Source organism: Pseudomonas sp. KBS0710, assembly GCF_005938045.2.
Classification (GTDB): Bacteria; Pseudomonadota; Gammaproteobacteria; order Pseudomonadales; family Pseudomonadaceae; genus Aquipseudomonas.
In genome coordinates this window covers 6,141,868-6,168,261 of record NZ_VCCF02000001.1, presented here as the reverse complement: position 1 = coordinate 6,168,261, position 26,394 = coordinate 6,141,868, and the positions used below count along the sequence as shown (strand labels likewise).

The 26,394-nt window shown below is 61.0% G+C and carries 25 protein-coding genes and 1 other RNA gene; 11 read left to right on the top strand and 15 right to left on the bottom strand.

Annotation, left to right across the window (positions count from 1 at the left end; translation table 11 throughout):
• Positions 1-30 precede the first annotated feature (30 nt).
• The 9 genes from gcvH to FFI16_RS28060 form a co-directional block, all read right to left on the bottom strand.
• Entirely contained in the window at positions 31-414 is a 384-nt protein-coding gene (gene gcvH / locus FFI16_RS28100) for a glycine cleavage system protein GcvH (protein ID WP_138813386.1), read from the bottom strand.
• Positions 415-466: 52 nt separating this feature from the next.
• Positions 467-1,549 (bottom strand): glycine cleavage system aminomethyltransferase GcvT, encoded by a 1,083-nt coding sequence (gene gcvT / locus FFI16_RS28095; RefSeq protein WP_138813385.1) that lies wholly within the window; start codon positions 1,547-1,549, stop codon positions 467-469.
• 156 nt (positions 1,550-1,705) lie between these two features.
• Positions 1,706-3,322 carry an iron ABC transporter permease gene (locus FFI16_RS28090; protein ID WP_138813384.1) on the bottom strand — a complete coding sequence of 539 codons (1,617 nt, stop codon included), beginning with the start codon at positions 3,320-3,322 and terminating at the stop codon, positions 1,706-1,708.
• A gap of 121 nt (positions 3,323-3,443) precedes the next feature.
• Complete coding sequence (locus FFI16_RS28085; RefSeq protein WP_017135273.1) at positions 3,444-4,448, bottom strand: extracellular solute-binding protein; 1,005 nt, start codon at positions 4,446-4,448, stop codon at positions 3,444-3,446.
• A gap of 206 nt (positions 4,449-4,654) precedes the next feature.
• Positions 4,655-5,872, bottom strand: coding sequence for a 2-octaprenyl-3-methyl-6-methoxy-1,4-benzoquinol hydroxylase (locus FFI16_RS28080; protein WP_178112756.1), 1,218 nt, complete (start codon positions 5,870-5,872; stop codon positions 4,655-4,657).
• A 9-nt stretch (positions 5,873-5,881) separates the two neighbouring features.
• Positions 5,882-6,367 (bottom strand): DUF4442 domain-containing protein, encoded by a 486-nt coding sequence (locus tag FFI16_RS28075; RefSeq protein WP_138813382.1) that lies wholly within the window; start codon positions 6,365-6,367, stop codon positions 5,882-5,884.
• Complete coding sequence (gene ubiH, locus FFI16_RS28070; RefSeq protein ID WP_138813381.1) at positions 6,360-7,547, bottom strand: 2-octaprenyl-6-methoxyphenyl hydroxylase; 1,188 nt, start codon at positions 7,545-7,547, stop codon at positions 6,360-6,362. Before ubiH ends, FFI16_RS28075 begins: the two co-directional genes overlap by 8 nt.
• Positions 7,544-8,866, bottom strand: a complete 1,323-nt coding sequence (pepP, locus tag FFI16_RS28065; RefSeq protein WP_138813380.1) for a Xaa-Pro aminopeptidase — start codon at positions 8,864-8,866, stop codon at positions 7,544-7,546. Before pepP ends, ubiH begins: the two co-directional genes overlap by 4 nt.
• Positions 8,867-8,886: 20 nt before the next feature.
• The gene (locus tag FFI16_RS28060) at positions 8,887-9,444 is read right to left on the bottom strand and encodes a YecA family protein (RefSeq protein WP_017135268.1); all 558 of its coding nucleotides are present in this window, start codon (positions 9,442-9,444) and stop codon (positions 8,887-8,889) included.
• A gap of 138 nt (positions 9,445-9,582) precedes the next feature.
• Here FFI16_RS28060 and FFI16_RS28055 point away from each other — a divergent pair, with 138 nt between their 5' ends.
• From FFI16_RS28055 to FFI16_RS28040, 4 genes are all read left to right on the top strand, one after another.
• Positions 9,583-9,792, top strand: coding sequence for a TIGR02449 family protein (locus FFI16_RS28055; protein WP_003177365.1), 210 nt, complete (start codon positions 9,583-9,585; stop codon positions 9,790-9,792).
• Positions 9,789-10,106, top strand: a complete 318-nt coding sequence (locus FFI16_RS28050) for a cell division protein ZapA (protein ID WP_065931843.1) — start codon at positions 9,789-9,791, stop codon at positions 10,104-10,106. The genes FFI16_RS28055 and FFI16_RS28050 overlap by 4 nt, the downstream gene beginning before the upstream one ends.
• Positions 10,107-10,136: 30 nt before the next feature.
• Positions 10,137-10,315: non-coding RNA, 6S RNA (gene ssrS, locus FFI16_RS28045), on the top strand.
• A gap of 58 nt (positions 10,316-10,373) precedes the next feature.
• Positions 10,374-11,003 (top strand): 5-formyltetrahydrofolate cyclo-ligase, encoded by a 630-nt coding sequence (locus FFI16_RS28040; protein ID WP_138815330.1) that lies wholly within the window; start codon positions 10,374-10,376, stop codon positions 11,001-11,003.
• Positions 11,004-11,010: 7 nt separating this feature from the next.
• Here FFI16_RS28040 and FFI16_RS28035 read toward each other — a convergent pair whose 3' ends face one another.
• Positions 11,011-11,160 carry a hypothetical protein gene (locus FFI16_RS28035; protein ID WP_024078005.1) on the bottom strand — a complete coding sequence of 50 codons (150 nt, stop codon included), beginning with the start codon at positions 11,158-11,160 and terminating at the stop codon, positions 11,011-11,013.
• 194 nt (positions 11,161-11,354) lie between these two features.
• On the opposite strand from FFI16_RS28035, the gene FFI16_RS28030 reads away from it, so the two are divergent.
• From FFI16_RS28030 to FFI16_RS28015, 4 genes are all read left to right on the top strand, one after another.
• Positions 11,355-11,804: an EVE domain-containing protein gene (locus FFI16_RS28030; protein ID WP_138813379.1), complete on the top strand. Its 450-nt coding sequence runs from the start codon at positions 11,355-11,357 to the stop codon at positions 11,802-11,804.
• Positions 11,805-11,944: 140 nt separating this feature from the next.
• Positions 11,945-12,910 (top strand): HlyD family secretion protein, encoded by a 966-nt coding sequence (locus tag FFI16_RS28025; protein ID WP_138813378.1) that lies wholly within the window; start codon positions 11,945-11,947, stop codon positions 12,908-12,910.
• Complete coding sequence (gene rbbA / locus FFI16_RS28020) at positions 12,907-15,624, top strand: ribosome-associated ATPase/putative transporter RbbA (protein WP_138813377.1); 2,718 nt, start codon at positions 12,907-12,909, stop codon at positions 15,622-15,624. Before FFI16_RS28025 ends, rbbA begins: the two co-directional genes overlap by 4 nt.
• Positions 15,624-16,742, top strand: a complete 1,119-nt coding sequence (locus FFI16_RS28015; protein WP_138813376.1) for an ABC transporter permease — start codon at positions 15,624-15,626, stop codon at positions 16,740-16,742. The genes rbbA and FFI16_RS28015 overlap by 1 nt, the downstream gene beginning before the upstream one ends.
• Positions 16,743-16,861: 119 nt before the next feature.
• Here the strand turns inward: FFI16_RS28015 and FFI16_RS28010 are convergent, their stop codons facing one another.
• Complete coding sequence (locus FFI16_RS28010; RefSeq protein WP_056860760.1) at positions 16,862-17,269, bottom strand: flagellar basal body-associated protein FliL; 408 nt, start codon at positions 17,267-17,269, stop codon at positions 16,862-16,864.
• A 150-nt stretch (positions 17,270-17,419) separates the two neighbouring features.
• Between FFI16_RS28010 and FFI16_RS28005 the strand changes: the two genes are divergently transcribed.
• Both FFI16_RS28005 and glpT read left to right on the top strand, forming a co-directional pair.
• Positions 17,420-18,397, top strand: coding sequence for an NADPH:quinone oxidoreductase family protein (locus FFI16_RS28005; RefSeq protein WP_138813375.1), 978 nt, complete (start codon positions 17,420-17,422; stop codon positions 18,395-18,397).
• A 290-nt stretch (positions 18,398-18,687) separates the two neighbouring features.
• On the top strand, positions 18,688-20,025 hold the full coding sequence (gene glpT, locus FFI16_RS28000) for a glycerol-3-phosphate transporter (protein ID WP_138813374.1): 1,338 nt from the start codon (positions 18,688-18,690) through the stop codon (positions 20,023-20,025).
• Here the strand turns inward: glpT and FFI16_RS27995 are convergent.
• On the bottom strand, positions 20,022-20,675 hold the full coding sequence (locus FFI16_RS27995) for a gamma-glutamylcyclotransferase (protein WP_056860762.1): 654 nt from the start codon (positions 20,673-20,675) through the stop codon (positions 20,022-20,024). The genes glpT and FFI16_RS27995 overlap by 4 nt on opposite strands.
• A 26-nt stretch (positions 20,676-20,701) precedes the next feature.
• Positions 20,702-23,089, bottom strand: a complete 2,388-nt coding sequence (locus FFI16_RS27990; protein ID WP_138813373.1) for a TonB-dependent siderophore receptor — start codon at positions 23,087-23,089, stop codon at positions 20,702-20,704.
• A gap of 287 nt (positions 23,090-23,376) precedes the next feature.
• Between FFI16_RS27990 and FFI16_RS27985 the strand changes: the two genes are divergently transcribed.
• On the top strand, positions 23,377-23,853 hold the full coding sequence (locus FFI16_RS27985; RefSeq protein WP_138813372.1) for a sn-glycerol-3-phosphate transporter: 477 nt from the start codon (positions 23,377-23,379) through the stop codon (positions 23,851-23,853).
• A 62-nt stretch (positions 23,854-23,915) separates the two neighbouring features.
• Here the strand turns inward: FFI16_RS27985 and FFI16_RS27980 are convergent, their stop codons facing one another.
• Positions 23,916-24,884, bottom strand: a complete 969-nt coding sequence (locus FFI16_RS27980) for a CDP-6-deoxy-delta-3,4-glucoseen reductase (protein ID WP_138813371.1) — start codon at positions 24,882-24,884, stop codon at positions 23,916-23,918.
• Positions 24,884-26,350: a 4-hydroxy-3-polyprenylbenzoate decarboxylase gene (gene ubiD, locus FFI16_RS27975; protein WP_056860766.1), complete on the bottom strand. Its 1,467-nt coding sequence runs from the start codon at positions 26,348-26,350 to the stop codon at positions 24,884-24,886. Before ubiD ends, FFI16_RS27980 begins: the two co-directional genes overlap by 1 nt.
• Positions 26,351-26,394: the final 44 nt, after the last annotated feature.

The window sequence follows — 26,394 nt, the reverse complement described above, 5'->3', positions numbered from 1 at the left end:
ATTGATTGTTGCAGTGGCAACGCTCAGGGTTTACTCGCCGATGGCAGCTTTGTAGCCCGCAGCATCCAGCAGTTTTTCCAGATCAGCCGGGTTGCTTGGCTTGAGCTTAAAGATCCAGGCGCCGTAAGGATCGTTGTTCAGCAGTTCAGGCTCGCCGCTCAGGGCCTCGTTCACTGCGATCACTTCGCCAGCAATCGGCGAGTAGATATCCGAGGCAGCTTTCACCGACTCCACTACACCCGCCTGGTCTTCGGCAGCAAATACGTTGCCCACTTCAGTCAGCTCAACAAACACCACATCACCCAACGCTTCCTGTGCATGGTCGGAAATCCCGACGGTCACAGTGCCGTCGGCTTCCAGACGGGCCCATTCGTGACTTTCGGCAAAACGCAGGTCAGCTGGGATATCGCTCATAGTCTGTGTCCTCAAGAAGAAATGTCAGCGGCCTTTGGCCTGCCGGAAATAGTTAGATCAAGGTTTTGCCATGGCGTACGAAGGTCGGTTTGACCACTCGAACCGGATACCACTTGCCGCGGATTTCCACTTCGGCCCGATCGGCGGTGGCCGTCGGTACGCGCGCCAGGGCAATGGATTTGCTCAGCGTAGGAGAGAAACTACCACTGGTGATCTCCCCTTCGCCAACATTGGCGATACGAACCACTTGGTGAGCGCGCAAAACCCCACGCTCTTCCAGTACCAGCCCGACCAATTTGTACTGCACACCCGCCGCCAACTCTGCTTGCAGCGCGCTGCGACCAATGAAGTTGCGACCGGCAGGTTCCCAGGCAATGCTCCAGGCCATGTTCGCCGCCAGGGGCGAAACATTCTGGTGGATATCCTGGCCATACAGGTTCATGCCGGCTTCCAGGCGCAGGGTATCGCGGGCGCCAAGGCCAATGGGTGAAATACCGGCGCCGACCAGGTCGTTGAAAAAACCCGGTGCCTGATCGGCAGGCAGGACAATCTCCAGGCCATCTTCTCCGGTATAGCCGGTACGGGCGATAAACCAGTCGCCGTCGGCCTGGCCTTCAAAGGGCTTGAGCTGATTAATCAGGGTGCCGCGCGACTGGGTGACCAGTTCGGCGATTTTCTGCCGGGCGTGAGGCCCCTGAATGGCGAGCATGGCCAACTCGGGCCGCTCCTGCAGTTGCACCGAATAGTTGCCCAGTTGCGCCTGCATCCAGGCCATGTCCTGGTCGCGGGTGGCCGCGTTGACCACCAACCGGTAACCGGCTTCGGTGCGGTAGACGATCATGTCGTCCACCACGCCGCCCTGCTCGTTGAGCATGGCGCTGTAGAGCGCACGGCCGCAGCCATGCAAACGGTCGACATCATTGGCCAGCAGGTGCTGGAGCCATTCCTTGGCCTGAGGGCCGGTGACATCGATCACGGTCATATGAGATACATCGAACACCCCGCAGTCGCGTCGCACCTGATGGTGTTCTTCAACTTGCGAGCCATAGTGCAGAGGCATATCCCAACCGCCAAAATCGACCATTTTCGCGCCGAGGGCGAGATGCAGGTCATACAGAGGCGTACGCTGTCCCATGGGTTTCTCCTTCCGGGCTTGGCGAAGGTGCGCGGAGCTGCTGTTTGCGCTGAATACCCCGAATTACAAGGCCTGCAGCCACGCCCAGCGACTCGCTCCGAAAGACGAAGCGCACCGAATGCCGCGCATTGTAGCCGCAAGCCGTAGGACTGGCACCTAAGCGATTTGCCGTGCAGAGCGTCGGATCAAGCCGATGACCGGCAGCAGCCCCACCAGCACAAGGGTCAGCGCCGGCAACGAGGCGCGCGCCCATTCGCCTTCACTGGTCATTTCAAAGATGCGAACCGCCAGGGTGTCCCAGCCAAATGGGCGCATCAGCAAGGTTGCGGGCATTTCCTTGAGCACATCGACGAACACCAGCAACGCCGCGCTCAACGTGCCCGGCAGCAATAACGGCAGATACACTTTGCAAAACAGTCGTGGCCCGCTCACCCCGAGGCTGCGTGCCGCTTCCGGCAACGACGGGCGGATTCGCGCCAGGCTGTTTTCCAACGGCCCGTAGGCCACCGCCAGAAAGCGCACCAGATAAGCCAGCACCAGCGCCGACAGGCTGCCAAGCAACAAGGGTTTGCCCGCGCCGCCCAGCCAGCCCGACAGCGGTACTACCAGCTCTCGGTCCAGGTAGCTGAACGCCAACATGATCGACACCGCCAGCACCGAGCCCGGAAGTGCATAGCCGACATTAGCCAGGCTGATACCGGAGCGAATCGCCCGGGTCGGCGCCAGCCGGTTGGCGAAGGCGAGTATCAGCGCCACGCTGACCGTGATCAGCGCGGCAATGCCGCCTAGGTAAAGGGTGTGGACGATCAGGCCGGTGTAGCGCTCATCCAGATCGAAGCGGCCGCGCTGCCAGAACCAGGCGACCAGTTGCAGCATGGGAATGACAAAGGCGCAGGCGAACACCAACCCGCACCACGTGCTGGCCGCTGCCGCCTTGAACCCACGCAGGTGATACAGCGCCTGGCCCCGTGGCCGCTCGTTGCTCGGGCGGCTCGCACCCCGGGCTCGCCGTTCGCCGTACAGCACCAGCATCACCACCAGCAGCAACAGGCTGGCCAGCTGGGCAGCACTGGAAAGGCTGAAAAAGCCGTACCAGGTCTTGTAGATGGCGGTGGTGAAGGTGTCGAAATTGAACACCGAGACCGCGCCGAAATCCGCCAGGGTCTCCATCAAGGCCAGGGCCACGCCGGCTCCAATCGCCGGCCGCGCCATGGGCAGCGCGACGCGCCAGAATGCCTGCCAGGGCGATTGGCCCAATACGCGGGCCGCTTCCATCAGGCCTTTGCCTTGGGCAAGAAACGCAGTACGCGCCAGCAAGTAGACATAGGGGTAGAACACCAGCACCAATACGATAATCACGCCGCTGGTGGAGCGCACGCGCGGCAGCCGCAGCCCAGTACCGAACCATTCGCGCAGCAGGGTTTGCACCGGGCCGGCGAAATCCAGCAGGCCGACAAACACAAAGGCCAGTACGTAGGCGGGAATGGCAAAAGGCAGCATCAAGGCCCAATCGAGCCAACGCCGCCCAGGAAACTCGCAGAGGCTGGTCAACCAGGCCAGGCTCACGCCCAGCAGGGTCACACCCACACCCACACCCAGCACCAGCGTGAGGGTATTGCCCAGCAGGCGCGGCATCTGGGTGTCCCACAGGTGCGACCAGATTTGCGCGTCGATACTCTGCCAGGACAGCAACAGCACGCTCAGCGGCAGCAGCACCAGGGCGGCGACGCTGAAGACCGGCAGGTACCAGCGGCGTTGGGCGGGGTGGGCCAAGGGCTAGCTCTCAAGGTGGTAAAAGATTCAGGGTGAATACAACGCAATGTGGGAGCTGGCTTGCCTGCTCCCACACAAGCCCACTCCCACATTAAGTTCGGCGCTTGCCTGCAAATTGTAGTTAGTTCCAGCCGGCGCGATCCATCAGGCGAATAGCCTCAGCCTGGCGCTTGCCTGCCACTTCCACCGGCAAGGTATCGGCCACGAACTTGCCCCAGGTTGCCACTTCCGCCGATGGCGGCACCGCCGGGTTGGCCGGGAACTCCTGGTTCACGTCGGCAAAGATCTGCTGTGCCTCAGGCGTGGTCATCCACTCAACCAATGCCTTGGCCGCTTCCGGGTGCGGTGCGTGCTTGGTCAGGCCAATGCCCGACAGGTTCACGTGCACGCCACGGTCGCCCTGGTTCGGCCAGAACAGTTTTACCGCCAAATCCGGCTTTTGCTTGTGCAGGCGGCCGTAGTAGTAGGTGTTGACGATGCCCACGTCGCATTGCCCGGCGTTGATCGCCTCCAGCACGGCGATGTCGTCGGAGAACACATCGGTGGACAGGTTGTTGACCCAGCCTTTGACGATTTCTTCGGTCTTGGCCGCGCCATGGGTTTCGATCAGGGTGGCGGTCAGCGACTGGTTGTAGACCTTCTTTGCCGTGCGCAGGCACAGGCGGCCTTCCCATTGTTTGTCGGCCAGGGCTTCGTAAGTGGTCAGGTCACCGGGTTTTACCCGGTCGGTGGAATAGGCGATAGTCCGCGCGCGCAGGCTCAAGCCGGTCCAGGCGTGGTTTGAGGAGCGGTATTGCAGCGGAATATTCTTGTCGATCACCGCCGAGGTGAACGGCTGCAGGATGCCCATTTGCTCAGCCTGCCAAAGGTTACCGGCGTCGACGGTGAGCAACAGGTCGGCCGTGGCGTTCTCGCCTTCGGCCTTGATGCGCTGCATCAGCGGGGCTTCCTTGTCGGTGATGAACTTCACCTGAACGCCGGTCTTTTTGGTGTAGGCGTCGAACACCGGCTTGATCAGTTCGTCGATGCGCGAGGAGTAGACCACGACTTCGTCGGCTGCCTGCACGGTGGTGCTGCCGATAAGGGTGAGTGCCAGGGCAGTCAGGAGGCGCTTGGGTGCCAACATGGGTGCGGTCTCTCATTTGCAAAAAGAGGGCAAATGATAAGGACTCACATTTGGTAGCGCTTGGTGGAGGCGTTACGAGATGTTGCACAGCGCTTTCCCTTGTGGGAGCGGGCTTGCTCGCGAAGGCGTCGTGTCAGTCGATACATGTGTAACTTATACACCGCTTTCGCGAGCAAGCCCGCTCCCACAGGGGGACGCATTGCAATTCAGGGTTTGGCCAGTTCCGGCAGGTCGCCGGTCAGGCCCAAGGCCTGGCGGACGAAGACGGCCTTGGCTTCGGGCATCTGGTCGACGATTTTCAGCCCGGCGTTGCGCAGCCAGCGCAGCGGTAGCTGGTCGGCCTGGAACAGGCGCTCAAAGCCTTCCATGGCGGCCATCAGTGCGAGGTTATGCGGCATGCGCCGACGTTCGTAGCGGCTCAATACTTTCACATCAGCCAGGCGCTCACCGCGTTCGGTGGCTGCCAACAGTACCTCGGCCAGCACCGCTGCATCGAGGAACCCCAGGTTCACGCCCTGCCCCGCCAATGGGTGGATCACATGAGCTGCGTCGCCGATCAATGCCAGGCCTTCGGCCACGTAGCGTTTGGCGTGTCGTTGGCGCAATGGCACGCAAACGCGCGGGTCGGCGCTGATCACCGTGCCGAGCCGCCCTTCAAAGGCGCGCTCCAGTTCACGGCAGAAGTGTTCATCATCCAGCGCCATCAGGCGTTCGGATTCAGCCGGCGTGGTCGACCAGACGATCGAACACCAGTCTTCCTGCCCATCGCGTACCAGTGGCAAAAACGCCAGCGGGCCAGTGTCGGTAAAACGCTGCCACGCCGTGCGCTGATGGGGTTGGCTGCTGCGTACGCTGGTGACGATGGCGTTATGCAGGTAATCCCACTCGCGGGTCGCGGTACCGGTCAGGCGACGTACGGCGGAGTTGGCGCCATCGGCGGCGACCACCAGCGGCGCACGCAATTTACGCCCGTCCGCCAGGGTCAGCAGCCAGTCATCACCGGAGCGGCGCATCTGTTCCAGGCGGGCATTGGCCAACAGGCCCAGGTCGCAATCATGCAGGCGGTCGAGCAGCGCGTCTTGAACCACACGGTTCTCGACGATATGCCCGAGCACTTCGGCGTGCACACTGGCCGCCGAAAAATGGATCTGCCCGGTGCCGCTGCCGTCCCACACTTGCATCTCGCCATAGGGGCTGGCGCGCCGCGACACAATGCCGTCCCACACGCCGAGGCGCTCGAGGATGCGCTGGCTGGCGGCCGACAAGGCGCTCACCCGGGGCTCGAAGGCAGCCGTAGGGTCGAACGGCTTGACGCTCAGCGGGCTGCCGTCGAGCAGCAGCACCTGCAGGCCACTGCCCTGCAACGCCAGCGCCAGGGCGCTTCCGACCATTCCGGCCCCGACAATCAGCACATCTGCGCGCATGTCCATGCTTTAAGCCTGCTTTGCTGGCGGCTTGCGCCGCACGTAAAGGGTTTTGTCGACCCGCGCCACCAGGGTGCCGGAGCCGTCATGAATCTCGACCTTAAGGTGAGGCAAGTACTTCTCGCCACCTTCGGTTTGCCGGCGAATCTCGTCCAGCAAGGCGTCGTCGATGGAAAATTCGGCGTACACCGGGCCTTTGCCCGGCGACACGAAGTCAATGCTCGCGGCCTTGTCCCACACGATGTAATCGCGGCCCAGGTTCTCCATCAACAGCAACATGTAGAACGGGTCGACCATCGAGTACAGGCTGCCGCCAAATTGCGTACCGACATAGTTGCGGTTGTACCAACCCAGGCCCATGCGCACTTTGACATGACGAAAGTCAGCGCTTATGTGCTGCACGCTTATCCCCGCCCCGAGATAGGGCGGATAAAGGGTCATGACCCAACGCAACAGCCGCGCTTTACCCAAACGTTGGATCAACCACTTACGCATCGGGGCGCGTACCCAGGCCCATGGCCTGACGGGCGAACCAGCGCTTGGCCGGCGGTAGCAGGTCCAGGCCGAGCAGGCCCATGTTGCGGCCCAAAGCCACTAACGGCTGGGCACTGCCAAACAGGCGCGTGACTTGATCGGAGAAACCCACCGTGAGTTTCTGGTCCAGATGCTGGCTTTCGCGGTAACGCTGCAAGGTCGCCAAGTCGCCAGGCACCGCAGGCCCGGCCAGCAAGGCTTCGGCCAAGGCATTGGCATCGCGCAGGGACAGGTTGAAACCCTGCCCGGCAATCGGATGCAGGCTGTGGGCGGCATTGCCGAGGATCGCCAGGTGCGAGCGCACTTGTTCTTCGGCTTCCACCAGCGTCAGCGGGTACAGGTGCCGCGCGCCGACTTGCTTGAGGGTGCCCAGGCGGTAGCCGAACACGCCCTGCAGTTCGCTCAAAAAGCTGCGCTCGTCGAGGTTGGCCAAGCGCTGGGCGGCCATGCCGATGCGTGTCCACACCAGCGCGCAGCGGTTGTCCGGCAACGGCAGCAGGGCCATCGGGCCTTCATCGGTAAAGCGCTCGAAGGCTTCGCCGTTATGGGCTTCGCTTGGGGTGATGTTGGCGATCAGTGCGCTCTGGTTGTACGGGCGGGTTTTCACGCCAATACCCAGTTGCTCACGCAAACCTGAGCGCCCGCCATCGGCCAATACCGCAAGGTCGCAGTCCAGCACGGTTTCATCGTTGAGGGTCAGGCGATAGCCGTCGGGCAGCGGCTCCATGCGCGTGACTTCGGCCGGGCAGCGCCAGCTCACCACTTCTTTATCCAGGCATTGCCACAGGCACTGGCCGAGCCAGGCGTTTTCCACCACATAGCCGAGGGCTGGCACGCCCTCCTCCATGGCGGACAAGCGCGCAGTGGAGAAGCGTCCACGGTCCGACACGTGAATCTGCTTGATCGGCTCGGCACGGCGGGAGATGTCCTGCCACACACCCAGGCGCTGATAGATCTGCCGTGCACCGTAGGAGAGCGCCGAAGAACGAGCATCGTAGCTCGGCTGGTAAGTGTCGCCTGGCGCAAATGGCTCGATCAGCACGATCTTCCAACCCCGTGCCTTGGCACCGGCCTGCAAGGCCAACGCCAGACTGGCGCCTACCAGGCCGCCGCCGATAATCGCCAGGTTGACCCGGCTCATCGGGCTGCCGCCATCAGCGCTTCGATCTCGGCGACGGTTTTGGGTACGCCGCCGGTCAGAATCTCACAGCCTTGCTTGGTCACTATCACGTCGTCCTCGATGCGTACGCCAATGCCACGCCATTTCTTTGCCACATTCTGGTTGTCCGGCGAGATATAAATGCCCGGCTCCACGGTCAACGCCATGCCGACTTCCAACACACGCCACTCACCGCCCACTTTGTATTCGCCCACGTCGTGAACATCCATGCCCAGCCAGTGGCCGGCGCGGTGCATATAAAAGGCACGGTAGGCTTCGCTGGCGATCAATTCGTCGACGTCGCCTTGCAACAAGCCCAACTTCACCAACCCGGCGGTAATGACTTGCACCGTCGCCTCATGGGCCTGGTTCCAGTGTTTGTTCGGCGCGATCTCGGCAAAGGCGGCTTCCTGGGAGGCCAGCACAATCTCGTAGATCGCCTTCTGTTCGGGCGAGAACTTGCCACTGACCGGCCAGGTACGCGTGATGTCGCTGGCGTAGCAGTCGATCTCGCAACCGGCGTCGATCAGCACCAGGTCGCCGTCCTTGAGCAGTGCGTCATTCTGCTGGTAATGCAGGATGCAGCTGTTACGCCCGGCGGCGACGATGGAGCCATAGGCCGGCATTTTCGCGCCGCCTTTGCGGAACTCGTAATCCAGTTCGGCTTCGAGGCTGAACTCATACAACCCGGCGCGACTGGCCTGCATCGCCTTGACGTGGGCCGCACAGGAAATCCGCGCGGCCTCGCGCATCACCTTCACTTCTGCCGCCGATTTATACAGGCGCATGTCGTGAAGCAGATGATCCAGGGCAACGAATTCGTTCGGCGGCTGGGCGCCCAAGTGCGCTTTGGAACGGATCACGTTGATCCACTCCATCACATGCCGGTCGAATTCGGCGTTGCTGCCCATGGCCGAATACACCCGGTCGCGGCCTTCGATCAGGCCGGGCAGGATGTCGTCGATATCGGTGATGGGGAACGCATCGTCAGCGCCAAAGTCGCGAATGGCGCCTTCGGTACCGGCGCGCAGGCCGTCCCACAGTTCGCGTTCGGCGTTGCGCTCGCGGCAGAACAGCACGTACTCGCCATGCTGGCGACCGGGCATCAGCACGATCACCGCTTCGGGTTCAGGGAAGCCGCTCAGGTATTGGAAGTCGCTGTCCTGGCGGTAGACGTGCTCGACATCACGGTTGCGGATCGCCACTGCGGCGGCCGGCAGGATCGCGATGCTGTTGGGTTCCATCTGCGCCATGAGCGCCTTGCGGCGACGGGTGTATTCCGCTTTCGGGATATGGATCATGGGCAGATGGACTTCCTTGCTTAGTGCAGCGACGGCTTGGGTGCGGCTGGCTCAGCGGATTTTTTGGTCTCGGTGAACAGCAGCAGCGGCGCGACACGCAGGTATTCCATCACTTCCATATAGTCGCCTTCGCCGTCCTCGGACTCTTCCAGGGCGTCTTGCACCTGGGAGATAGCAGCCAGGTCTTGCAACACTTCTTTGGCATCGGTGCTCAGTTCCAGGCCGCCGGCGTTTACGCCAAAGCCGTGCAGGAAGCCTTGGCACCATTGGCCCAGTGCGGCGGCGCGCTCGGTGAGCGGCGCGTCGTCGGTCGGCAGCAGCAGGACCACGGTGACGTCATCACCGGTCAACTCGCCTTTAACCATCTCTTGCAGGCCGATCAGCGCGTTACGCACGTTCTCGGTAGGTTCGGTTTCCAGCAGCTCGGCCACATCGGCCAGCCAGTTGTCGGCATCGAAGCCAACACCCGTGCAGCTGCGGCCCAACAGCACGCCGTGCAGTTCGGCAGGCGAGCAAGGATGACCGCTGGAGCTCAGCAGTTTGGAAAAAGCGTCGTACGGGGAGTTCTGAATAGGCATGGTGAGCTAGGCGCCAGACGGCGCAATGTCTAGAATGAAGCGCTGTATCCTAGCACCGGCAGACGTACCAAGACTATCGAGGGCGTCAGATCGTTTATCCTGAAGTTGCCATTCATCAGACAAATCCAGTGGAACCCAATGGAAGACACCGACCTGCAAGCGCTGATGGCCAGACTCGAACTGCTAATTGATCGGGTCGAGCAACTTAAGAGTCAAAACGGACTCCTATTAGCTCAGGAAAAGACCTGGCGCGAGGAACGCGCTCACCTCATTGAAAAAAACGAAATCGCCCGGCGTAAGGTCGAATCGATGATTTCGCGCCTGAAGGCCCTGGAGCAAGACTCATGAGTTCAAGCAATAGCGTTACCGTGCAGATCCTCGACAAAGAATATTCGATCATCTGCCCGCAGGAAGAACGCAGCAATCTGGTGAGTGCTGCCCGCTACCTGGATGGCAAGATGCGTGAAATCCGCAGCAGCGGCAAAGTCATCGGCGCCGACCGTATCGCCGTGATGGCCGCGCTGAACATTACCCACGATTTGCTGCATAAGCAGGAACGGCCTGACGTGCAGGCCAGCGGCTCGACACGTGAGCAAGTGCGTGACCTGCTCGAACGCGTGGATCTGGCACTTTCTACCGATCCAGAGCCACCCAAGGGCTGATTGACGCGTCTGTTTAAGGTATACTCGCCCCACTCCCTGGCGTGTTTGCCAGTCGGCGATGTCCCTGAGCCGATTCGCACTACCCTGGAAGTTGCACGTTGGGCTGGTGTGCATGTCCGCTAGACGGAAAGCCTTAAAGCCTACTGCATCTTCCACCTTGAACTTTCGGGTTCAAGGGCTAAGTCGACAGCGGCTCTGTCGGGGAGCCTGAATTCCCAAACTCAATGCCAGTCTCAGGACTGGCATTGTTTTATGAGCCGAACAACCATGACCGAACCTGCGCCGCTTTCCCGTCCGCAACTTCGACGCATGTTGCGCAAAGCCCGCCGCGCCCTTACGCCGAGCGAGCAGCGCAAGGCCGCCCACGGCCTGTATCGGCAACTGGTACAGCACCCGCTGTTTCGCCGGGCCAAACATATCTCTTTATATCTACCCACGGACGGTGAAATCGATCCGCGCCTGCTGCTGCGCGCTGCCCAGCGCCGGGGCAAGGCCACCTATCTGCCAGTGCTCAGTGCCTGGCCGCGCACCAAGATGGTGTTCCAGCGCGTGCGGCCTGGGGATAAGTTATTGCCCAACCGCTTTCGCATCCTTGAGCCGCACGTAAATGCCAACCGCCAACGCAAAGTTTGGGCGCTGGACCTGGTGCTGTTGCCGCTGGTGGGTTTCGATGATGTGGGTGGGCGACTGGGCATGGGCGGTGGGTTTTATGACCGCAGCCTGGCCTACTTGGCTCGGCGCAAGAACTGGCGCAAACCGACGCTATTGGGCTTGGCCCATGAATGCCAGAAGGTCGAACGTTTGGCGCAGGCGAGCTGGGATGTGCCATTGGCTGGCACCGTCACCGATAAAAAATGGTATATCGCAGAAACGTCGCTGGAACCAGCGACGCCTTGAAAAAGTGTTAACGCTTAAACGGTTTTGGCTGCTGCTGAGCCAATTCAACCGGTGCATCAGTCTTGTTCGACCACAAGCTCTGGGCATACCCGGTGGTCACGACGCCCAGACCAAACAAAATAACCAAAATCCATAGTAAATCCGGTTTACGTTGCATCGATTGCCCCCCTTCAGGCATCTCGTACACGATGACAACAACGTTCCAAAGTAGTCCGTTGCAGCTGCGTCAAGCTTAAAAGCGGGCATTCTGCGGTAACGTGAACCAACACGCAAACCTTGACGCCAACCGACTGTCGGTTTGTCATGGAATTGCCTGACAACTTGCCCAATGCCTTTTTCAGGAGCCCCAAAATGGCCTACTGGCTGATGAAATCCGAGCCCGATGAACTCTCCATCAAAGGCCTGGAAAAGCTCGGTGAAACGCGCTGGGACGGCGTGCGCAACTACCAGGCGCGCAACTTTCTGCGAGCCATGGCGGTTGGCGATGAGTTTTTCTTCTATCACTCAAGCTGCCCTGAACCGGGCATTGCCGGTATCGGCAAAATTGTCGAGGCGGCTTATCCGGACCCGACCGCGCTGGAACCCGAAAGCCATTACTTCGATGCCAAAGCCACGCCGGATAAAAACCCGTGGACGGCAATCAACGTGGCCCACGTCGAGACATTTTCCAAGGTGCTTGGCCTTGGCTACCTGAAACAGCAAACTGCCCTCGCCGAATTGCCGCTGGTGCAAAAAGGCAGTCGATTGTCGGTGATGCCGGTGACGGCCGAACAATGGGCGGCGGTACTCGCCCTGCGCTGAACAGGCAGAACCCTGCGGTCACACCTGTGATGCAAGCATCTTCACGCCAAGCGGGTTAGGCTTGCGCTTCATTTGACCGGTATCAAGAGCCTTCGGGCGGTATCGGTCAAACTAGGATGCTAATGCCGCAGGATGCAGCCATGTCTACGAATCACACTATGTCGCGCCTTTTCGCCGTTGCGCTGATCACCTTGTTGCTGGGTGCCGGCGGGTTCGGTTATTGGCGATCGACTCAGGACCGCCTGCCCGAAGGCCTGAGCATGGGCAATGGGCGCCTGGAATCCACCGAAGTACAGATCGCCGCCAAGATCCCCGGGCGCCTGGCCGAAGTGCGTGTGGATGAAGGCGACAAGGTGCTCAAAGGCCAACTGCTCGCGCGCATGGACACCCGCACCCTCGAAGCCCAGCGCACCCAGGCCGAAGCCGAGGTGCTGCGCGCCAAGGAGAACTTCGCCGCCGCCGAGGCCAACGTGCAGTTGCGTCAAAGCGAGCAATTGCTGGCCAACCAGGAACTCAAGCGCACCCAGGAGCTGTACAAGCGCGGCTTTGCCAGCAGCCAGTTGATCGACCAGCAGCAAGCACGCCAGAACACCGGCAACGCGGCCGTGATCGCCGCGCAAGCTCAAGTCAACTCGGTGAAAGCGGCCATCGGCGCCGCCCAGGCGCAGGTGGCCCAACTCACCAGCGAAATCGACGACAGCAGTCTGCGTGCGCCCATCGACGGCATCATTCAATTGCGCCTGGCCGAGCCCGGTGAAGTGCTCGGCGCGGGCGGTCGCGTTTTACTGTTGATTGACCCGAATGATCAGTACATGAACCTCTACCTGCCGGCCTCCGTCACCGGCCGCCTGACCGTCGGCAGCGACGCACGCATCCTGCTCGACGCCCTGCCCCAGCAGCCGCTGCCGGCGAAAATCAGCTTTGTCGCAGCCAAATCGCAATTCACCCCTAAAGAGGTCGAGACCCGCGACGAACGCCAGAAACTGGTATTCCGGGTCAAGCTGCGCCTGACTCAACCCAGCGCCGTACCACAAGCCAAACCGGGCATGCCCGGCGCCGGTTATGTACGCACGGCTGATATCGACTGGCCGGCCAACCTGCAATGACCGGCCTGGCGCTGCACGCCACCGGCATCCACCACCGTTACGGCAAGCAACAGGCGCTGATCGACATCGCCTTCAGCCTGCCGGCCGGCACCCGTTGCGGGTTGATTGGCCCGGATGGCGCGGGCAAGTCGAGTTTGCTGGGGCTGATCGCCGGGGTTAAGAAACTCCAGGCAGGCCAGCTTGAGGTGCTCGGCGGCTCCATCGAAGATCGCCGCCACCGCAATAGCCTGTACCCGCGCATCGCCTTTATGCCCCAAGGCCTGGGCGGCAACTTGTATCCCGAATTGTCCATCAGCGAAAACATCCGTTTCTTTGCCACGCTGTTCGGCCTGTCCAAAGCCGATTGCGAGCAGCGCATGCACAACCTGTTGCTGGCCACCGACCTCGCACGCTTCGCCGAGCGCCCGGCCGGGAAGTTGTCCGGCGGCATGAAACAAAAGCTCGGCCTGTGTTGCGCGCTGATCCACGACCCTGATTTGTTGATCCTTGACGAACCCACGACCGGCGTCGACCCGCTGTCGCGCCGACGTTTCTGGGAGCTGGTCGAAACCGTGCGCAGCGAACGCCCACAGCTGACGCTACTGGTGGCCACCGCCTACATGGAAGAGGCCGAGCAGTTCGAACATTGCCTGATGCTCGATCGCGGCAAGCTGATCGCCGACGGCCTGAGCCGCGAACTGGCGGCCGTTACACCCAGCGGCAAACTCGATGAGGCTTTTACTCATTTCCAGGGTGACAGCGCCCACGACAATCAGCCGCTGGTGATCCCGCCGCGTGAAAGCGCCAATGCCGATATCGCCATCGAGGCCCACGACCTGACCTTGCGCTTTGGCGATTTCACGGCGGTAAACAAAGTCAGCTTTGCGATTGGTCGCGGTGAAATCTTTGGCTTTCTCGGCTCCAACGGCTGCGGCAAAACCACCACCATGAAAGTCCTCACCGGGCTGATGCCGGCCACCGAAGGCAGTGCCACGCTGCTGGGCAACCCGGTGAATGCCAAGGATCTGGCGACGCGCAAGCGCGTGGGGTTCATGTCACAAAGCTTCTCGCTGTACGGCGAACTCAGCGTGCGTCAGAACCTGGTGCTGCATGCGCAACTGTTCGACTTGCCCAAGGCCGACAGCGCCCCGCGTATCGACGAGTTGATCCAGCGCTTCGACCTCGGTGAAGTGGCCGAGCAACCCTCCGGTGAATTGCCCCTGGGCCTGCGCCAGCGCCTGTCACTGGCCGTGGCGGTACTGCATCGCCCGGAAGTGCTGATTCTCGATGAGCCCACTTCGGGCGTCGACCCGGCGGCGCGGGATGATTTCTGGCGACTGTTGGTTGAATTGTCCCGCGAGCAAGGCGTGACGATTTTCCTGTCCACCCACTTTATGAACGAGGCCCAGCGCTGCGACCGCATCTCCTTGATGCACGCGGGCAAAGTGCTGGCCTGCGACACACCCGACGCGTTGCAACAGCAATTTAACGGCGACACCTTGGAAGCCGCGTTCGTCACCTGCCTGGAACAGGCCCAAGGCGAAGCCGAACCTGCCGCACCGAGTAAAACCGTCAGCGAAAGCAGCGCGCCGCCCGTCAGCAAACGTGGCTTCAGCATTGCCCGCCTGTTGGCCGTGGCCAGCCGCGAAGGCAAAGAGCTGTTGCGCGACAAAGTGCGCATGGCCTTCGCCCTGCTCGGTGCGATGTTCATGATGGTGATCTTCGGTTACGGCATTTCCCTGGACGTGGAAAACCTCGCCTTCGCCGTCTACGACCAGGACCAGACCCCGCAAAGCCGCGCCTACCTGGAAGCCTTTCGCAGCTCGCGTTACTTCGCAGAACAAGCCCCCATCCGCGATGCGAACGAACTGCACCGGCGCCTGCAACGTTCGGAAATCAAACTGGCGCTGGAAATTCCACCCGGTTTTGGCCGCGACCTGTACGCCGGCCGCCAACCCACGGTAGCCGCCTGGATCGATGGCGGCATGCCGTTTCGCGCCGAAACCAGCCGTAATTACGTAGAAGCGGTGCACCAAGGCAATCTTGCGCAACTGGCCGAACTGAGCAGCCTGCCCCGCAACACCCAAGCTGCCGCCAAGCTGGAGACGCGCTTTCGCTATAACCAGGACGTGGTCAGCGTGAATGCCATCGGCCCTGGCGTGATGGCGCTGATCCTGGCATTCATCCCGGCGATGCTCACGGCCCTGGGCATCGTGCGCGAAAAAGAGCTGGGTTCGATCACCAACTTCTACGCCACGCCGCTGACACGCCTGGAGTTTCTGCTGGGCAAACAGGCGCCGTACCTGGCCGTGAGCCTGGTCAACCTGGCGCTGCTGGTGGCGATGAACCGCTGGCTGTTCGGCGTGCCCTTCAAGGGCAGCGGCGTGGCGCTGGCGGTCGGCGGCCTGTTGTATGTACTCGCAACCACAAGCATGGGCCTGCTGATTTCCGCGTTCACCCGCACCCAGATCGCGGCGATCCTCGGCACCATGATCATCACCAGCCTGCCAACCATCCAGTTCTCCGGGCTGATCGTGCCGCGCTCGTCGCTGGAAGGCGCGGCCGCGCTGATGGGCATGTTGTTCCCCGCCGGGCACTTTCTGGATATCGCCGTGGGCACCTTCACCAAGGCCCTGGACCTGCGCCAGTTGTGGCCGCAGTGCCTGGCGCTGTTCGGGTTTTTCGTCGGGTTCACCGGGCTGAGCCTGATCATGCTCAAGAAGCAGGAGGCCTGATGCACAAGCTCGCTCACATCCTGCGCCTGGGCCTCAAGGAACTCACCAGCCTGCGCCACGACAGCGTATTGCTGCTGTTTCTGGCCTACGCCTTTACCGTGGCGATCTACATGCCCGCCGCCGGTTCGGTGATTGGCGTGCACAACGCCAGCGTGGCCTTTATCGATGAAGACCACAGCGCGCTGTCGCGGCAGATGGCTGAGGCGTTGCAACCACCGGAGTTTCAGCCGCCTGCGCCACTGGCCTACGACCAGTTGGACCAGGTCATGGACAGCGGCGAGTACACCTTCGTGATCAATGTGCCGGCCAACTTCCAGGCGGACCTGTTGGCCGGTCGTCAGCCGGGCGTGCAGGTAAACGTCGATGCCACGGCGATGAGCCAGGCATTTATGGGCGCAGGCTATATCGGCCGGATTTTCCAGCGTGAGTTGCAGCGCTACAGCGGGCAAACCGACGCGTTGGGCAAGACGCCTGCGCGCCTGACCACACGGGCATTGTTCAACACTAACCTGGAAGGCGGTTGGTTTTTAGCGGTGATCCAGATCGTCAACAACATCACCATCCTGGCCATCGTGCTCACCGGCACCGCGCTGCTGCGCGAGCGTGAACACGGCACGCTCGACCATTTGCTGGTGCTGCCGCTGACCGCGCTGGAAATCATGCTGGCAAAAATCTGGAGCAACATGCTGGTGGTGGTGCTGTGTACGTGGCTGTCGCTGGAGCTGGTGGTCAAAGGCTTGCTCGGCGTGCCGCTGGCCGGGTCGTTGAGCCTGTTTTTGCTGGTGACGGCGTTGTACCTGTTTGCCAGCACTGCCTTGGGGATTTTTCTCGCCACCCTTGCGCGTTCGACACCGCAGTTTGGTTTGCTGGCGATTCCGGTGATTATCCCGATGCTGCTTCTGTCGGGAGGCAGCACGCCATTGGACAGCATGCCCGAATGGTTGCAATGGGTGATGCAGGGCTCGCCGTCGACGCATTTTGTGAGTTTAAGTGCGGCGATTTTGTTTCGCGATGCGGGCGTGGGTGTGGTGTGGCCGGATTTGCTGGCGTTGGTGGGGATTGGGTTGGTGTTTTTTGCGGTGGCGCTGGCCAGGTTCAGGAAAAGTTTGGCCTCTTGAGGTGCCTGTAAGGGCCTCTTCGCGAGCAAGCCCGCTCCCACATTTTGACCGCGTTTAATCAGGGGAACACGGTCGAATGTGGGAGCGGGTTTGCTCGCGAAAGGCGCGAAGCGCCCGCTTTACTGGATGATCAGGTTGTTGAAGAGCAGGTCTTCCACCACCGGCTTGCCGGTCTCGTCGTTCATGACTTGCTGGGTCTGCTTCAGGGCTTCCTGGCGCAGCTTTTCTTTACCTTCAACCGTGCTCATGGCTTCGTTGGTCTGCTGGGTAAACAGCGCCACCAGTTGGTTACGGATCAGCGGGTCGTTGGCTTTGACGGCCGCAGCCGCTTCAGGCCCGGTTACACGCAGGGCGATGTCGGCCTTGTAGACCCGCAGTTTCGCCGTGCCATCCAGGCCGTAGTTGCCCACGAACGGTGGGGTCAGGCTGATGTAGCTGACCTTCGGCGCCTCGCCTTCTTTCGCTTCTTCGGCCTGGGCTGCCATCGGCAAGGTCAGGGCGAGCATCAACAGGATCCACGCTTTCACAGTTCATTCCTCGAATTCGGTTGCCGGGTAGCATAACGCTAGCAAGGCTGAGTACAAGCTTATGGCGACTTATCAGGGCCGGGCATGCTCGTTGACCCACGGGCGTACCCTCCTACACTTATCGGCCACGACGCCAAAAGGAATAGTCCGATGAAAGCTGTGCTGTGCAAAGCCTTCGGCCCCGCCGAAACCCTTGTGCTGGAAGATATCGCCAGCCCCGCGATCAAGAAGAACGAAATCCTGCTGGATGTGCACGCGGCCGGGGTGAATTTCCCGGACACCTTGATCATCGAGGGCAAGTACCAGTTCAAGCCGCCCTTCCCATTCTCACCGGGTGGCGAAGCGGCCGGCGTGGTCAGTGAAGTGGGTGAAAAGGTCAGCCACCTCAAAATCGGCGACCGGGTCATGGCCCTGACCGGCTGGGGCAGCTTTGCCGAGCAGGTCGCGGTGCCGGGCTATAACGTGCTGCCGATCCCGCCGAGCATGGATTTCAACACCGCCGCCGCCTTCAGCATGACCTACGGCACCTCCATGCATGCGCTCAAACAACGCGCCAACCTGCAACCCGGCGAAACCCTGCTGGTGCTCGGCGCTTCCGGCGGCGTGGGCCTGGCCGCCGTAGAAATCGGCAAAGCCATGGGCGCCCGGGTAATTGCCGCCGCCAGCAATGCCGACAAACTCGCCGTGGCCAAGGCCGCCGGCGCGGATGAGCTGATCAACTACAGCGAAGCCAGCCTTAAAGACGAGATCAAGCGCCTGACCGACGGCAACGGTGTTGATGTGATCTACGACCCCGTCGGCGGCGACCTGTTTGACCAGGCTGTGCGCGGCATCGCCTGGAACGGCCGCCTGCTGGTGGTGGGTTTTGCCAGCGGGCGCATTCCCGAGTTGCCGGTGAACCTGGCGCTGCTCAAGGGCGCGTCTGTGGTCGGGGTGTTCTGGGGCTCGTTCGCCCAGCGCCAGCCGCAGGACAATGCGGCGAACTTCCAGCAGTTGTTCACCTGGTATGGCGAGGGCAAGCTGAAGCCGTTGGTGTCGCAGGTGTATCCGCTTGAGCAGGCGGCGCAGGCGATCAATGACTTGGGGCAGCGCCGGGCTGTGGGCAAAGTCGTGGTCCAGACCCGCTGAATGCGATTCATGTGGTCCATGTGGGAGCTGGCTTGCCTGCGATAGCGGTGGGTCAGCTCACACAGCTGCTACTGATAGACCGCTATCGCAGGCAAGCCAGCTCCCACAGTTGATCTCTTCAGGTCTTAAGACCTGATACCGACCCACACTTATCTATTCGCGACATGTTCGTAAGAGAACATGCAATCACTCCAATTTCCTGTGTTTGCAGATAAGAGGCGATGCTATTTTCGGTAACGAAACTGTAACATTCGCATCCGCAGTCAAAACAAGAAATTTGGAGCTCTTGAATGTTTGCTTTCTTTCGTCCTGCCGCACACCAGGCGCCCCTGCCTGAAGAAAAAATAGACAGTACCTATCGACGGCTGCGCTGGCAGATCTTCGCCGGTATTTTCTTCGGTTACGCGGGTTACTACCTGCTGCGCAAAAACTTCTCGCTGGCCATGCCGTACCTGATCGACGAGGGTTACACCCGTGGCGAGCTGGGCCTGGCCATGTCGGCCATCGCGATTGCCTATGGCTTGTCCAAGTTCCTGATGGGCCTGGTGTCCGACCGCTCCAACCCGCGCTACTTCCTGCCTTTTGGCCTGCTGATATCGGCCGGCGTAATGTTCATTTTCGGTTTCGCGCCTTGGGCGACGTCCAGCGTGACCATGATGTTCATTTTGCTGTTCATCAACGGCTGGGCCCAGGGCATGGGCTGGCCGCCGAGTGGGCGCACCATGGTGCACTGGTGGTCGCAGAAGGAACGCGGCGGCGTGGTGTCGGTGTGGAACGTGGCGCATAACGTCGGTGGCGGCCTGATCGGCCCGCTGTTCCTGCTGGGCATGGCCTGGTTCAACGACTGGCACGCAGCGTTCTATGTGCCGGCGACCGTGGCATTGGCCGTGGCGGCATTTGCCTTCATCACCATGCGCGACACCCCGCAATCGGTTGGCCTGCCGCCCATCGAGCAGTACAAGAACGATTACCCGGAAGGCTACAACGCCAGCCACGAAGACGAATTCAGCGCCAAGGAAATCTTCGTCAAGTACGTGCTGCGCAACAGAATGCTGTGGTACATCGCCTTCGCCAACGTGTTCGTCTACTTGCTGCGTTATGGCGTGCTGGACTGGGCACCGACTTACCTCAAGGAAGCCAAGCACTTCGACGTGGATAAAACCTCGTGGGCGTACTTCTTCTATGAGTGGGCGGGCATTCCAGGCACGCTGCTGTGCGGCTGGATGTCGGACAAGATTTTCCGTGGCAACCGTGGCCTGACCGGCATCGTGTTCATGGCGTTGGTCACCGTGGCGACCCTGGTTTACTGGCTCAACCCGCCAGGCAACCCAATGGTCGACATGATTGCGCTGTTCTCCATCGGCTTCCTGATCTACGGCCCGGTGATGCTGATCGGCCTGCAGGCGCTGGAACTGGCGCCGAAAAAAGCGGCGGGCACGGCCGCTGGCTTCACAGGCTTGTTTGGTTACCTGGGTGGTTCGGTGGCAGCGAGTGCGGCCATGGGCTACACCGTGGACCATTTCGGCTGGGACGGTGGTTTTGTGTTGTTGGTGGGCGCGTGCCTGCTGGCGATTGCTTTCCTGATCCCAACGCTGTGGCACACCAACAGCGTCAGCTCGGCGCGTTAATTTGCGCCGCAGTCTTTGGCACAACGCTTGAGCCGCGCCTCCAGATTCTTATCTGGCATGGCGTGGCTACGCAGGGCGTTCACGGTCTGCTCGACATAATCGCGAGTGGTGCCGTAGCGCCCGCAAGCGCTTTCCAACACGTGGTTAAGCACGATATCGGGCAGGTTGCCGGCATAGCTGGGCAGGTGCCGTTCCAACACAAATCCCAACGCCTGCACCTGACTGCCATCTTCCAGGCGGCAGCTGAGCCAGTGCGGCCGGTACGAAGGGTAAGGCATCTCGCGCTGCCACAAGGCATAAAGCGAGGCCTCAAGCTGGTCTTCCGGTAAACGGTAGGCAAACCCGCTGCAGGAACCGCCGCGATCCAGGCCGAACACCAATCCCGGCGACTCCGGCGTGCCTCGATGCTCGTGTGACCACAGGTACAACCCCCGGTGATAACCGTGAACCCGTGCGCGCATGCGCTGGGTCGACGAGCATTCGGGACGCCAGATCAGCGAACCATAAGCGAATAGCCAGACCGGCCCGCCCTTATGCCTGGCCATGGTGGCCTGCATCGAACTCATTAATTGCTCGTGAGTCAGTTGCGGCCCCAGATCGAGCCGCGGAGGGTAAGCCAATTGCAACAGATCGGTTTCAATAACGGTCATGGCGGATCGCTTAGGTCTCCTGCGTGTTACCAGTTGTAAGCAACTTTACCGTAATAAAACGCGCCGCTGTAACCGTACGGCGAAAAAGTGCTATAGGCGAGGTTGCCGCCGCTGCTGGCGTAGGCGTTGACCTTCTCCGGGTATTTATCGGTGATGTTGTCGCCGCCCAGGGTGAAGGTCCAGTTCTTGAGCTTGTAGTCTGCCGACAGGTCCAGCACCCAGGCGGCCTTGAAGGTCTGGTCGTTGACCTTGTCGGCCTGGTAACTGGTGAATTCACCATAGCGCACCAGGTTGCTGTGCAGCGCCCAATTGCCGTAAGTGAAGTCATTGCCCAGGCTGAGCTTGTGCTGCGGCGTGGTATCGCCAAGCAAACCGATGCGTTCACGACGGTCTACCCGCACCAGGTTGGCGCCCAGGCTGTCCAGAATCGCCGGGTTGGGCTTCACGTCGGTCACTTTGGTGTGGTTGTAGTTGTAGCCCACGGTGCTGTTCCAGCGGATACCGTTATCGAATTGGTAGCGATAGTTGGCCACCAGGTCGACGCCGTCGGTGCTGGTGTCGGTGGCGTTGGTGAAGTAACGGGCGCTGGTGTAATTGATATTGCCGACACCATTAGCCTGCAGGTAGGCAATGGTGGCCGGGTTGAGATTAAGGTTGGACGACAGGCTGATGCGGTCGCGGATGTCGATGCGGTACACGTCGAGTGTCACGGTCAGGTCATCGGCAGGCTCCAGCACCAGGCCGAGGCTGTAGTTGCGCGACTTCTCGGCTTTGAGGTCTTCGGCGCCCAACAGGCGGGCAACCTGGCTGTTGGCCGGGAAGGTGCCGGCTTCCTGGATGGTGTTGCCGATCAGCTGTGACGAGGTATAGGCAAAGTTCTGCTGGGCCAGGGACGGCGCGCGGAAACCATTGGAAATGCTGCCACGCAAGGCCACTTGCGGGGTGAAGTCATAACGCGCCGAGAGCGAGCCGCTGACGTTGGAGCCGAAGTCGCTGTAGTCCTCATGACGCACGGCGGCCGAGGCGCTGAGTTTTTCGGTGAAGTTGGTTTCCAGGTCCAGGTACTGGGCCCAGTTGTGCCGCGAGGTGCTGCCGGCGTCGGCGTCGCGGAAGCCACCCAGGCCCGAGCTGCCGGTCTGGTAGTAGGACGCCGGTTCGCCCGCTTCAATTTGATAACCCTGGCGCAGGTATTCGCCGCCAAAAGCCACCGACACCGGATATGGCAAAAAGCCCACGTCGAACTCACGGGACAGGTCCAGGCTGACCTGGCGCTGGTCGTTGCTCAAGGTGCCGTTGTTAAATTTGCGCGGCGTGGCCAGGCCGAGTGAGGTGTTGATGGTTTCGGTACCCAGTTCGTACTGGTTCTTGCCGTAGTTGGCCGACAGGTCGTAATGCCAATCGTAGGCCAGCAAGCCACGCAGACCGACCACCAGGGACGTGTCTTCCAGGTTGCCCTTGATCAGCGGCAGATAGCCATTGGGGTTCAGCGCCGGGATGTTGTTGGACGCGTTGCTGGCCCGATAGAACGCCGCCGTTTCGCCACGACGCTTGCTGTAGCCGCCGAAGGTGTAGAACTCGGCCGCGTCGTTGAAGGAATACTCGGAGTTGAACTGGAATTTGCCTTCATTGGTGGCCGGCTCGCCCTGACGGAACACGCGCTGGCCATAGGTGGTGGAACCTACGCTACCTGGGCGGAAATCGTCGCCGGCGCGGTTGGTGTAGTCATTGTCGGCGCCTTCGCCCGAGACGTTGATAAAGCCGTTATCGCCCAAGGCAAACCCGGTGTTGCCGCTGACGTTGCGCTGGATGCCGTCGCCCTTCTTGTACTCGCCAAACTTGGTCGAAATCGAACCGCCATGGTCGTCGTGCTTGAGGATTACGTTAATCACCCCGGCAATCGCATCCGAGCCATAGCGCGCCGACGCGCCATCGCGCAGCACTTCGATATGGTCGACCGCCGACAGCGGGATCGCATTCAAATCCGCTGGCGCCGAACCGCGCCCCACGGCCCCGCCCAGGTTGACGAAGGCACTGGTGTGGCGGCGCTTGCCGTTGACCAGCACCAGCACTTGATCCGGCGATAAACCGCGCAACTGCGCCGGGCGTACCAGTTCGGCACCGTCCACCAGGCTTGGGCGCGGAAAATTGATGGAGGGAATCAGGCGCGCCAATACTGCGCCCAGCTCGTCGGAGCCGGTGCTGCGTAATGTGTCACCGGATATGACATCGATGGGCGACAACGAAGCACTGGCGGTGCGCTCTTGGGCGCGAGTACCCGTGACGATCACGGTGTCGAGTTTTGGTGCATCGGCGGCGGCCGTGTCTGCCGCCAGCACTGGATTGAAGCCCACAGCGGTCAGCAAATTGGCCGACAAAATCGCCGTGTACAGCGCGTGTTGCTTGTAGCTCCCCATACCGCACCCCTAAGAATCAACACTCAGAACTTCACTGCTCTGAGTTCGAACGATCGATCCGGCTGGCGGGCGGTGGCGGTCAGTTATTGGTTATTGGCAAATAGTCGGTAGTCCGTTGCTTATAGCTTAATGAGATTTTTCCTACATCAGTAATACCGTAATTGCATAAGAATAGGCGAGCAAACCTTCAGCGCAGGTTCAGGCCCAGTAGGACGTTTGCCGCCAAACTGTCGACGTTTAGCGACCCTTATTAGCCGCCCCTTCAAAACGACTATCGAGGTCGGACCATGAAACACCTTTTTTCCGGCGTGCTGCTTATGGCCCAAGCCGCAACTGCCCTGGCCTCCGAGGCCGCCGCCAAAGACGACAAGGGCTTCTGGTACGCCCAGACGAGCGTCTATACCCGGCATTTTTCGCCGGACCCAAAGCACAATAACAATCAGGATTTGCTCAACCTGGAGCGCAATGAAGCGTCTGGGTTGGTGTATGGCGGGGCGACGTTTCGCAATTCGTTCAGCCAGCGCTCGTATTACGTCTACGCCGGCAAGCGCTACGATATGGGCGACTCACCGTTTTATATGAAGGTGACCGCAGGCGCGCTACAGGGCTATCGCGGTAAGTACCGCGACAAAATCCCGCTCAACCGTTATGGCGTAGCACCGGCGATCATTCCATCAGTGGGCGTTCACGTTGGCCCGGTGGCCAGCGAGTTAGTGTTGCTGGGCTTCAACGCGGCGTTGCTGACGGCAGGCGTGCGTTTCTAAGAACACCGCATAGCCATGTGGGAGCTGGCTTGCCTGCTCCCACACTGGTTCAGCTCAAGGCTTCAAGGGCGTGGCGCATAAGCAAACACATCGGCGCGCATCTGGTGCGCATCCATCCCGGCGTCCACCAGAGCATCCAAAGTGCCATAGATCATCGCCGGCGAACCACTGGCGTAGACATGCACGGCCTTGAGGTCGCTGATGTCTTCACACACGGCCTCATGCAGCAGCCCGCAGCGCCCTTCCCAACCGCACAGGTCGCTGACCACTTTGTGCAGGAACAGGTTTGGCAGTTGCTGCCATTGGTCCCAGTGTTCGATTTCGTAGAAGTCTTCCGGGCGGCGCACGCCCCAGTACAGATGCACCGGGTGCTTGAAGCCTGAAGCGCGGCAATGCTCGATCAGGCTATGCATCTGCGCCATGCCGGTGCCGGCGGCGATCAGCACCAGCGGCCCGTCCGGCAGTTCAGCCAAGTGCGTATCACCAAACGGCAGTTCAACACGCGCCATCTGATTACGTTGCAACTGCTCGATCAGAGTGCGCGCACTGTCCTCACGCACCAGCACATGCAGTTCCAGTTCGCGCCCGGCATGGGGCGCCGAGGCCAGGGAAAACGCCGATTTATCGCCGTTATCGCGCTCGATCATCAGGTATTGCCCGGCGTGGTAACGCACCGCCTTGCCGGCGGGCGCGCGCAGGCGCACGCGCCATACATCGCCACCGACCTCCACGCATTCACTTAATTGGCACGACAACTTGCGCAACGGCAACTCTCCCGGCGCCAGCACGCCATCCCACAACACAATGCAATCTTCCAGCGGTTCGGCGATGCAAGTGTAGAACTCACCATGGTCACGCACCTCACCGGCTTGCTGCACCCGGCCTTCCACCAGCAGCGCGGCACACACATGGCACACGCCATTGCGACACGCCTGTGGGCACTCGTAGCCCAGGCGGCGCGCGCCTTCGAGGATTCGCTCGCCAGGGACCAGCTCCAGTACGGCGCCGGAAGGTTGCAGGGTTACACGCATCAATCTATTCCCAATTCTTTCCAGATCGCATCAACACGTGCGGTGACGGCTTCATCCTTGACGATCACCCGGCCCCACTCGCGGGTGGTCTCACCCGGCCATTTGTGGGTGGCATCCAGGCCCATCTTCGAGCCCAGGCCGGATACCGGCGAAGCAAAGTCCAGGTAGTCGATAGGCGTGTTGTCGATCATCACCGTATCGCGCTTGGGGTCCATGCGCGTGGTGATGGCCCAGATCACGTCGTTCCAGTCCCGGGCATTGATGTCGTCGTCGGTGACGATAACGAACTTGGTGTACATGAACTGTCGCAAAAACGACCACACACCGAGCATTACCCGCTTGGCGTGGCCTGGGTACGACTTCTTCATGGTCACGATGGCCATGCGGTACGAGCAGCCCTCGGGCGGCAGGTAGAAGTCGGTGATTTCCGGGAACTGCTTTTGCAGGATCGGCACGAACACTTCGTTGAGCGCCACACCGAGAATGGCCGGCTCATCCGGCGGCCGGCCGGTGTAGGTGCTGTGGTAAATCGGTTTGATCCGGTGGGTGATGCGCTCGACGGTGAACACCGGGAAGCTGTCGACTTCGTTGTAGTAGCCGGTGTGATCGCCGTAAGGGCCTTCATCGGCCATTTCGCCCGGATGAATCACGCCTTCGAGGATGATTTCAGCGGTGGCCGGCACTTGCAGGTCGTTGCCACGGCACTTCACCAGCTCGGTGCGGTTGCCGCGCAGCAGGCCGGCGAAGGCATATTCGGACAGGCTGTCGGGCACCGGTGTCACGGCGCCGAGGATGGTCGCCGGGTCGGCGCCCAGGGCCACGGACACCGGGAACGGCTTGCCAGGGTGCTTTTCGCACCACTCACGGAAGTCCAGCGCGCCGCCACGGTGGCTCAGCCAGCGCATGATCACCTTGTTGCGGCCGATCACTTGCTGACGGTAGATCCCCAGGTTCTGGCGATCCTTGTTCGGGCCTTTGGTGACGGTCAGGCCCCAGGTGATCAGAGGGCCGACGTCGCCCGGCCAGCAGGTCTGCACCGGCAACATGCCCAGGTCGACGTCATCGCCTTCGATGACCACTTCCTGGCACACCGCGTCCTTGACCACTTTGGGCGCCATGGCAATGATCTTGCGAAAGATCGGCAACTTCGACCAGGCGTCCTTCAAGCCCTTGGGCGGCTCGGGCTCCTTGAGGAACGCCAGCAGCTTGCCGATCTCGCGCAGCTCGCTGACCGACTCGGCGCCCATACCGAACGCAACGCGGTCGGGCGTGCCGAACAGGTTGCCGAGCACCGGGATATCAAAACCGGTCGGGTTTTCGAACAGCAGCGCCGGGCCCTTGTTGCGCAAGGTGCGGTCGCAAATCTCAGTCATTTCCAGCACCGGGGAAATCGGCACCTGGATACGTTTCAACTCTCCGCGCTGCTCAAGTTGCTGCACGAAATCCCGAAGATCCTTGAATTTCATTAACCATGCCACCCGTAAAATAGGCGTACATCCTACCTGCTCTT

What these genes read in the sequence shown, in the direction of transcription:
- pepP (WP_138813380.1), bottom strand. Translation starts at nt 8,866, where the DNA reads ATGATCCATATCCCGAAAGCGGAATACACCCGTCGCCGCAAGGCGCTC.
- glpT (WP_138813374.1), top strand. Translation starts at nt 18,688, where the DNA reads ATGTTTGCTTTCTTTCGTCCTGCCGCACACCAGGCGCCCCTGCCTGAA.
- FFI16_RS27985 (WP_138813372.1), top strand. Translation starts at nt 23,377, where the DNA reads ATGAAACACCTTTTTTCCGGCGTGCTGCTTATGGCCCAAGCCGCAACT.
- FFI16_RS28055 (WP_003177365.1), top strand. Translation starts at nt 9,583, where the DNA reads ATGGAAGACACCGACCTGCAAGCGCTGATGGCCAGACTCGAACTGCTA.
- FFI16_RS28005 (WP_138813375.1), top strand. Translation starts at nt 17,420, where the DNA reads ATGAAAGCTGTGCTGTGCAAAGCCTTCGGCCCCGCCGAAACCCTTGTG.
- FFI16_RS28035 (WP_024078005.1), bottom strand. Translation starts at nt 11,160, where the DNA reads ATGCAACGTAAACCGGATTTACTATGGATTTTGGTTATTTTGTTTGGT.
- ubiD (WP_056860766.1), bottom strand. Translation starts at nt 26,350, where the DNA reads ATGAAATTCAAGGATCTTCGGGATTTCGTGCAGCAACTTGAGCAGCGC.
- gcvT (WP_138813385.1), bottom strand. Translation starts at nt 1,549, where the DNA reads ATGGGACAGCGTACGCCTCTGTATGACCTGCATCTCGCCCTCGGCGCG.
- FFI16_RS28075 (WP_138813382.1), bottom strand. Translation starts at nt 6,367, where the DNA reads ATGCGTAAGTGGTTGATCCAACGTTTGGGTAAAGCGCGGCTGTTGCGT.
- FFI16_RS28025 (WP_138813378.1), top strand. Translation starts at nt 11,945, where the DNA reads ATGTCTACGAATCACACTATGTCGCGCCTTTTCGCCGTTGCGCTGATC.
- FFI16_RS28040 (WP_138815330.1), top strand. Translation starts at nt 10,374, where the DNA reads ATGACCGAACCTGCGCCGCTTTCCCGTCCGCAACTTCGACGCATGTTG.
- FFI16_RS28015 (WP_138813376.1), top strand. Translation starts at nt 15,624, where the DNA reads ATGCACAAGCTCGCTCACATCCTGCGCCTGGGCCTCAAGGAACTCACC.
- FFI16_RS27990 (WP_138813373.1), bottom strand. Translation starts at nt 23,089, where the DNA reads ATGGGGAGCTACAAGCAACACGCGCTGTACACGGCGATTTTGTCGGCC.
- ubiH (WP_138813381.1), bottom strand. Translation starts at nt 7,547, where the DNA reads ATGAGCCGGGTCAACCTGGCGATTATCGGCGGCGGCCTGGTAGGCGCC.
- FFI16_RS28060 (WP_017135268.1), bottom strand. Translation starts at nt 9,444, where the DNA reads ATGCCTATTCAGAACTCCCCGTACGACGCTTTTTCCAAACTGCTGAGC.
- FFI16_RS28030 (WP_138813379.1), top strand. Translation starts at nt 11,355, where the DNA reads ATGGCCTACTGGCTGATGAAATCCGAGCCCGATGAACTCTCCATCAAA.
- rbbA (WP_138813377.1), top strand. Translation starts at nt 12,907, where the DNA reads ATGACCGGCCTGGCGCTGCACGCCACCGGCATCCACCACCGTTACGGC.
- FFI16_RS27995 (WP_056860762.1), bottom strand. Translation starts at nt 20,675, where the DNA reads ATGACCGTTATTGAAACCGATCTGTTGCAATTGGCTTACCCTCCGCGG.
- gcvH (WP_138813386.1), bottom strand. Translation starts at nt 414, where the DNA reads ATGAGCGATATCCCAGCTGACCTGCGTTTTGCCGAAAGTCACGAATGG.
- FFI16_RS28080 (WP_178112756.1), bottom strand. Translation starts at nt 5,872, where the DNA reads ATGCGCGCAGATGTGCTGATTGTCGGGGCCGGAATGGTCGGAAGCGCC.
- FFI16_RS28085 (WP_017135273.1), bottom strand. Translation starts at nt 4,448, where the DNA reads ATGTTGGCACCCAAGCGCCTCCTGACTGCCCTGGCACTCACCCTTATC.
- FFI16_RS28050 (WP_065931843.1), top strand. Translation starts at nt 9,789, where the DNA reads ATGAGTTCAAGCAATAGCGTTACCGTGCAGATCCTCGACAAAGAATAT.
- FFI16_RS27980 (WP_138813371.1), bottom strand. Translation starts at nt 24,884, where the DNA reads ATGCGTGTAACCCTGCAACCTTCCGGCGCCGTACTGGAGCTGGTCCCT.